Source organism: Shewanella sp. P1-14-1 (genome assembly GCF_001401775.1).
Taxonomy (GTDB): Bacteria; Pseudomonadota; Gammaproteobacteria; order Enterobacterales; family Shewanellaceae; genus Shewanella; species Shewanella japonica.
In genome coordinates, this window is the sequence record NZ_LKTL01000068.1 from 1 (window position 1) to 874 (window position 874).

General features: G+C 36.4%; 1 protein-coding gene. It reads left to right on the forward strand.

Features of this window, described 5'->3' with window-relative positions; translation table 11 throughout:
* Nucleotides 1-791, forward strand: a 791-nt coding sequence (locus AN944_RS20970; RefSeq protein WP_235531042.1) for a nucleotidyltransferase domain-containing protein, incomplete at its 5' end; no start/stop codon positions are given.
* Nucleotides 792-874 lie beyond the last annotated feature (83 nt).

The following is an 874-nucleotide window of genomic DNA, read 5'->3' on the forward strand; positions in this document are numbered from 1 at the left end:
CCAAGGAGTATCCAGTGCGTACTGAGATATTGGAAAATCTTAAAACTCTAGAAATTAAAGAGAACATTAAAATACTGTATGCATGTGAATCAGGCAGTCGAGCATGGGGATTCCCATCAGCTGACAGTGACTATGATGTTCGTTTTGTATATGTTCGAAATAAGGACTGGTACCTTAGAGTTGATCATGAATATTGTAGAGATGTAGTTGAAAAACCTATTAATGACTTATTAGATATCAGTGGTTGGGACTTGAAGAAAGCACTTAAGCTTCTTAGAAAATCAAACCCAGCTCTAATTGAATGGTTCAATTCGCCAATTGTCTATCAGCAAAATGATAAATTTACAGAGGCTTTTAAAGAGCTAATACCAATTCTCTATTCGCCACGCTCTTGTTTTTACCACTACTCACATATGGCCAGTGGAAATTTCCGAGAATATCTACAGGGTGAAACAGTAAGAATTAAGAAGTATTTCTATGTCCTTAGACCTATTCTAGCGATGCAATGGATCGAACAAGATCGCGGTGTTGTACCAATGGAATTTGAAGTGCTAGTAAATGAATTGGTGCATGATGAAAGCCTAAAGTCTGCAATTCAAAAGTTACTCGAAAATAAGCGTAAAGGTTTTGAAAGTGCATACCTCCCTCGAATTGATGTAATTAGTGACTTTATTAGCTCAGAGTTAGAAAGGTTTAAGGACAAAGCGCAAGAGCAACAAAAATCTGAAACAGATTTTAGTAAATTAAACCCATTCTTCATTGATGTTTTAAATGGCGAATATGGCAGTTAACAAGTTGCTTAAACGGAATAAAAACCGTTGGTTATCGCTTCGCGATTTTAACCAACCATTTTTATCCGCTTAGCAAGGCGTTA